5 protein-coding genes are annotated in these 6,627 nt (G+C 65.7%); 4 read left to right on the forward strand and 1 reads right to left on the reverse strand.

Annotated features, from left to right (window positions below):
- The first annotated feature begins 279 nt into the window (after window positions 1–279).
- From QZY06_RS00100 to QZY06_RS00115, 4 genes are all read left to right on the forward strand, one after another.
- The gene (locus QZY06_RS00100) at window positions 280–1,623 is read left to right on the forward strand and encodes a sigma-54 dependent transcriptional regulator (protein WP_295678602.1); all 1,344 of its coding nucleotides are present in this window, start codon (window positions 280–282) and stop codon (window positions 1,621–1,623) included.
- Between the two features lie 83 nt (window positions 1,624–1,706).
- Window positions 1,707–2,294, forward strand: a complete 588-nt coding sequence (locus QZY06_RS00105) for an ABC-type transport auxiliary lipoprotein family protein (RefSeq protein WP_295678604.1) — start codon at window positions 1,707–1,709, stop codon at window positions 2,292–2,294.
- A 2-nt stretch (window positions 2,295–2,296) separates the two neighbouring features.
- Window positions 2,297–2,884, forward strand: coding sequence for an RNA 2',3'-cyclic phosphodiesterase (gene thpR, locus QZY06_RS00110; RefSeq protein WP_295678606.1), 588 nt, complete (start codon window positions 2,297–2,299; stop codon window positions 2,882–2,884).
- Window positions 2,885–3,084: 200 nt separating this feature from the next.
- Entirely contained in the window at window positions 3,085–5,286 is a 2,202-nt protein-coding gene (locus tag QZY06_RS00115) for a PhoX family phosphatase (protein WP_295678609.1), read from the forward strand.
- A 122-nt stretch (window positions 5,287–5,408) separates the two neighbouring features.
- On the opposite strand, the gene QZY06_RS00120 is transcribed toward QZY06_RS00115, so the two are convergent.
- Window positions 5,409–6,627 (reverse strand): chloride channel protein (locus QZY06_RS00120; RefSeq protein ID WP_295678611.1); only part of this gene is annotated, 1,219 nt, incomplete at its 5' end.

Consider the following 6,627-nt stretch of genomic DNA (forward strand, 5'->3'; position numbering starts at 1 on the left):
CCGCCGAAGGACTGTTTTTCTGACCTCTTTCTAGCGTCGGCAGGCTCCCTGGCTCATGGACCAGATTCCCTGTTGCACCCAGAAATAGCCGTCCCTGGATGACCGAAGCGCTGGCAGGTTGAACCTCCAATCCGAGCCTTGTCAAGACAGATTGACTGCCGTTTGTCCGAGTATGCGAACACTCGAATTGTCAGTTTGTGCGCGGCTGGCGCTCGATCTGAAAAGTGCCTGCAAACCAAAGCCGGCCGTGCACGCATCAGACGTTACGATGGAGTGCCCATGCGAACGATCCTGATCATTGATGACAACCCCGGCGTGCTCGAAGCGCTGAGCCTGCTGTTCTCGCTGCACGATATCCAGGCGATCACCGCGGTGTCGCCCGAAGCCGGCCTGGAAGTGCTGACGCGCGAGCCGGTCAGCCTGGTGATCGCGGACATGAACTTCGCGGCCGATACCACCTCCGGCCAGGAAGGTGCGGCGCTGTTCCACGCGATCCGCGCCCGCAATCCGGACCTGCCGGTGATCCTGCTGACGGCGTGGACGCAGCTCGCGGTGGCCGTCGAACTGGTCAAGGCCGGCGCTGCCGATTACTTGGCCAAGCCTTGGGACGATGCCAAGCTGCTGGCGACGGTCGAGAACCTGCTGGAGCTGGCGGAAGCGGCACGCGAAGCCACGGCGCGGCGCGCCGAGCGCAATCGCCGCCGGGAAGCGCTGGCGGCACGCTTCGATCTCTGCGGCCTGGTCTACGCCGCCGACGCCACCGAGCGGGTGGTGACCATGGCCTGCCAGATCGCCCGCTCCAATGCGCCGGTGCTGATCACTGGCCCGAACGGCGCCGGCAAGGAACGGATCGCCCAGATCGTTCACGCCAACTCGGCGGTCAAGGCCGCGGCGTTCATCGCGGTGAACTGCGGCGCGTTGCCCACCGAGCTCGCCGAGGCCGAACTGTTCGGTGCCGAGGCCGGCGCCTACACCGGCTCGACGCGCGCCCGCGAGGGGCACTTCGAAACCGCCGAGGGCGGCACTCTGTTTCTCGACGAGATCGGCAATCTGCCGCTGTCGGTACAGGTGAAGCTGCTGCGCGTGCTGGAATCCGGCGACTACCAGCGCCTCGGCTCCAGCCGCGTGCGCAAGGCACGGGTGCGGGTGCTCAGTGCCACCAACAGCGAGCTGCCGCAGATGATCCGCGAAGGCCGCTTTCGCGAGGATCTTTACTACCGCCTGAACGTCATCGAGCTGAACCTGCCGCCGCTGACCGAGCGCATGGACGATGTCGATCCACTGGCCGAGCATTTCCTGCGCGACAGCGGCGCCGTGCTGTCCGACGAAGCTCGCGAACTGCTGCACGCACACAGTTGGCCGGGCAATGTCCGCGAGCTGAAGAACGTGCTCGAACGCGCCCGGTTGTTCTGTCAGCACGGCACCATCGCACCGGCCGATCTCGGCCTGCAGGTGCAGCCGCGCGCAGTGGCTCGCTCGCTGGATGATCCGAGCAAGGAAGCGATCGAAGCGGCACTGGCGAAGGCCGGCGGCATGGTCAGCCGTGCGGCGCAGTCGCTGGGCCTGTCGCGCCAGGCGCTGTACCGGCGCATGGAGCGTTTCGGGATCGCGCAGCCGAGCTGAGCCGAACGGGGCGGGGCAGTTGCGCAGGCCAGTGGTCCCCCGGACACTAGGCGCCGTTCCGCTCAAGAATGTCCGCCCGCCCGATGCAAAAGAACCGCCGCCAAGTCTTGAGCCTGCTCGGCGCGCTGCTCGCCGGTTGTGCCGGCAGCAGGCCGATCGATCCGAAACGCCTGCTCGTCCCGGACCTGGCTGCGCCGCCGCTGCGCATCGTCGTCGAGCCGTTCGAGGTGCGCGGGCTTTATGCCGACCGTGGCTTCGTCAATCGCGCAGCCGATCGGCAATTAAGTGGCAACTTGATCGGTCCGCCTTCACTGCTGTTCGGCGATGTTCTGGTCGATCACCTTCGTGCAGCCTATGGGTCGGATTCGGTGCTGGCGCGGCCGGCGCGGATCGGCAGCGATATCCGCCTGCGGCCTGTCTTGCAGCGCCTGGAACGAGTGTCGGGTGATGGCGGCGATCGGGCGCAGCTGGTGATCGAGTTCGTCCTCAATGACGGCAGCGGTGCCGTGCTCGGCAAGCAGCTGTTCAATGATTCGCTGCCGGCCGGCAGCACGCCGGCGGAGTACCTTGCGGCGCAGGCGCAGCTGCTGGCTTGCGCCTGCGAGCAGTCACGACTGCTGCTCGATCGCACATTGCCGGCACTCAGCGCGATGCTCCTGGCGCAACGCTGAACTTGGCCCGTCGTGACCAGCCGGGCCTGTTCTCGGAATTGCCGGATGCGAGCCGTCGCGGCGGCCGGCGTGCCAGTTATTTCTTCGCGCTGTGGCCAGACCCTGCCGTGCGTCGCCGTCTGGCATCGGCCGCTGCGGCATTGCCGCTGGGCGAGGGCGGCGTGGCTTACCGGATCAAGCCGGAACGCCTGCATCTGACCCTGGCCTGGCTCGGCGATATCGGCCGCACGCAAGTCGATGCCGCGCTGCTGGCCGGCGATGAGGTGCAGGCCAAACCCTTCCTGCTGCGGCTCGATCGCAGCGGTCATTTCCAGAACGCCAGCACCGCCTGGTTAGGCCCATCGGCGCTGCAGCCGACCTTGGCAAGACTCAAGGCCGAGCTTGATCGCGAGCTACTGCGCTACGGCTTGCCGGTGGCCAGCGAAGCTTTCGTGCCTCACCTCAGCTGCCAGCGCAACGTCCGGACGTTGACTGCAATGCCGCGGTTCGAAGTGCTCTGGCCGGTCACCGAGTTCGCGCTGCTGCGCAGTGCCCGCAGCAATGGCAAGGCCGATGGTTACCGGATCGTGCGGCGCTGGTCGCTGGGTTGATCGACCGAGGTATGACAGTCGTTGGGAGAGCGAGCCGTCATCGCAGCGATAAAACAGGCGTTATGTGAGAAGAGTGTAAAAATCGTAGGAAATTTTCTCGGTTCTGAAAAATCACTGCAACACCGCACTCCTAGGCTTCCGGCTCAGCCAGCTTTGAGGTGCGAATCGGTCGCGCCTCGATCAACCGACCGGAGCCAGCGATGAATGATTTCAGCAACAGCCAGCTAACTGCACATCGTCACGACGATGACGTCTGCACCAACGAATCAAACAATCCGACCCTGCAGAGCATGGTCGACGCGCGGCTCTCGCGCCGCGAAGTGCTGGTTGGTGGCCTCGGTGCCGCGGCGGCATTCACGGTGGGAAGCTCTGGCCTGCTGGCGAGCCCGGAAGCGCAGGCGCTGCCGTCCGGTTTCACCCTGAACTTCAACCCGGTCGCCAAGAGCCTGGAGGACGTGGTCACGGTGCCGGAAGGCTATACGGTCACCGTGCTGTCGCCGCTCGGCGAAGCGCTGAACACCTCGACGCCAGCCTGGGCGGGCGACGGTAGCGAAACCGGCGATTCCTACGCCTTCCGCGCAGGTGATCATCACGACGGCATGTACTACTTCGGCCTGAGCTCGGACGGCAGCCGTCCGGATCCGTCGAACTCGCGTCGCGGCCTGCTGTGCCGCAACCACGAGAACATCACCCAGCCGTTCCTGCACGCCAATGGCGCGACCGTGGTCGGCGGCGTTCGGACCGTGGCCGATGAAGTGGTCAAGGAAATGAATGCCCATGGTGTCAGCGTCGTCGAGCTGGTTGCCGGCCCGTCGCGTGCCGTGCCGGTGGCGACCAATCCGAGCTCGCGCTTCAACCGCCGGATCACCTCGCTGACCGATATCGAAATGAGCGGCCCGGTGCGCGGCGACGCCCAGCTGGTCACCCGCTATTCGCCGGATGGCACCCGCACCCGCGGCACGATCAACAACTGCGCCAACGGCTTCACGCCCTGGGGCACCTACCTGACCTGCGAAGAAAACTGGGCGTTTTACTTCCGCCGCTCGGGCACCGACAACGCCAACCGCAGCCCGGCTGAAGTCACCGCGCTGAACCGCTACGGCATCACCCAGGGCTCGGCCGGCAATTACGGCTGGACCACCGTGGTGCCTTCTGACGCGAGCGATACCCGCTTCTCGCGCTGGGATGCGACCGTCGCCGGCAGCACCGCCGCCGAGGACTTCCGCAATGCGCCGAACACCTTCGGCTGGGTCGTCGAGATCGATCCGTACAACCCGCAGTCGACGCCGCGCAAGCGCACGGCGATGGCTCGCTTCTTCCATGAAGGCGCCTGGCCGGCCAACTTCGTCGTCGGCCGTCCGCTGGTCTATTACATGGGCTGCGATTCGCGTGGCGAATACATCTACAAGTTCGTGTCGAAGGCAGTGCTCGACCCGCGCGATCTGAACAACGCGGATCGCCTCGCGGTCGGCGACAAGTATCTCGACAACGGCACGCTGTACGTCGCCCGTTTCGACGCCGATGGCAGCGGCACCTGGGTGCCGCTGCAGTTCGGCGTCAACGGTCTGGATGCGAACAACGCGATCTATCCGTTCAGCTCGCAGGCCGACGTGCTGCTGCACGCCCGTCTAGCCGCCGATTCGGTCGGCGCCACCAAGATGGATCGCCCGGAATGGGGTGCGGTCAATCGCCTCAACGGCGAGGTCTACTTCACGCTGACCAACAACTCGGCGCGCGGTGTCGGCACCGGCCCGGCGGTCGACGCGGCAAACCCGCGTTCGTACGCGGACCAGAAGGGCGCGACCACTCAGCGCGGCAACGTCAATGGTCACATCATCCGTTTCCGTGAAGCCGGCAACCGCTCGGCGGCGACCACGTTCAAGTGGGATATCTTCGGCTTCGGCGCGCAGGCGGATGCCGATCCGGCCACCGTCAACGTCTCCGGCCTGACCGACGTCAACGACCTGTCCAGCCCGGACGGCCTGTGGTTCGGCCGCGACAGCAACGCCTCCAACGGCCTGCTGTGGATCCAGACTGATGACGGCGCCTATACCGACGTCACCAACTGCATGCTGCTCGCTGCAGTGCCGGGCAGCGTGGGCGATGGCGGCGTAACCACCATCAACGGCCAGACCACCTACGTCGGCGCCAAGGCCAGCGCCTCGCGCATGCGCCGCTTCCTGGTCGGCCCGAAGGGCTGCGAGCTGACCGGCCTGGACTCGACGCCGGATGGCCGCGTGCTGTTCGTCAATATCCAGCATCCGGGCGAGAACACGCCAGCGGCGCTGCTCGGCAATCCGGCTGCGTATGAAAGCCACTGGCCGGCCAACGACGGTGTCAGCCGTCCGCGCTCGGCAACGCTGGCGATCGTCAAGAACGATTTCGGCGTGATCGGGCTCTAAGCAAGCGTTGCCAGTATCGGGATTGCAAGCTCGTCGGCTTCGGCCGGCGGGCTTGTTTTTTTGACGATCCGTTTCTTGGCCCCGCGTGCTTGATCGCGGCTTGGGCTAGTTGCTGCGGCTGATTACCCGAGCCTGCCCGGCGCCGTCCGATCGATCTGCTGCAGGAAGGGTTGCGCCAGCGCTCGATAGAGCGGCTCCCGGCACAACAAGCGGGAGACGCCGAGTGCCACGAAACAGGTGGCCAGCATCGGCAGGATGAGCGAATGGTCGTCGACCATTTCCATCACGATGACGGCGCCGGTCAGCGGCGATTGGGTGACGCCGGTGAAGTAGCCGACCATGCCCAATACGATCATCGTCGCGAGCGACGTCTGCGGAACCAGCGGTGCAAGTGCCGCACCGATACCGGCACCGGTGGACAACGACGGCGAGAAAACGCCTCCCGGCAATCCAGTGAGATACGAAGCCAGCGTCGCGAGCCATTTCAGGATCGGAAACAGCAGGCCAGGCGTGACTTCACCGGAGAGCAGGCCGCGCGCTTGCTCGTAACCGGAACCGTAGGTAGTGCCGCCCGAAGCCAGCCCGAGAACCGCGACGACGATTCCGAGACCGGCCGCCAGCAACACCGCCCGACGCATCGACAACAGCGCCAGCAGGCCGCTGCCCTTGATCAGCATTCGTGCGAACAGGCCGCCGCTGATACCGCACAAGGGCACAGCGATCCAGGCCCGCCAGCTCAGCAGATGCGCATCGGCAACGCCGAAATAGGTGTAGTTGCCAAGCAGGCCGGTGGCGACCACACCGGCAAGCACCACCGCAGTGATCAAGGTGCCGGTGGTGCGCTCTTCGAAAGAGCGGGCCATTTCCTCGACGGCAAAGACGATGCCGGCGATCGGGGTATTGAATGCCGCCGCCAGTCCGGCGGCCCCGCCGGCGAGCACCAGGCCGCGGCGCAGCGACTCGGATGGAAAATGCGCAAAGCGGCCGAGGGCATCCATGATGGAAGCGCCGATATGCACGGTCGGCCCTTCTCGCCCGATCGACGCACCGCTGAGCAGGCCGAGCAGGGTCAGGGCGATCTTGCTGGCGGCGATGCGCAAGGACAGCAGACGCGAACGCAGGGCATCGTCTGCGGTATCCAGCGCCGCGATAGCCTGCGGAATTCCGCTGCCCTTGGCGGCCGGTGCAAATCTTCTGGTCAGATAAACGCCGGCGGCGAATCCGAATGGCGTGAGGAAGGGAGCGGCCAGCGGCCATAGCGCGATGAGTTTCGCGTGCTGCTGGATGGCCCAATCACAGGCATTCGCGAAGCCGACAGCAACCAGGCCGACAGCGATTGCC

It is taken from the genome of uncultured Nevskia sp. (assembly GCF_903885465.1).
GTDB lineage: Bacteria > Pseudomonadota > Gammaproteobacteria > Nevskiales > Nevskiaceae > Nevskia.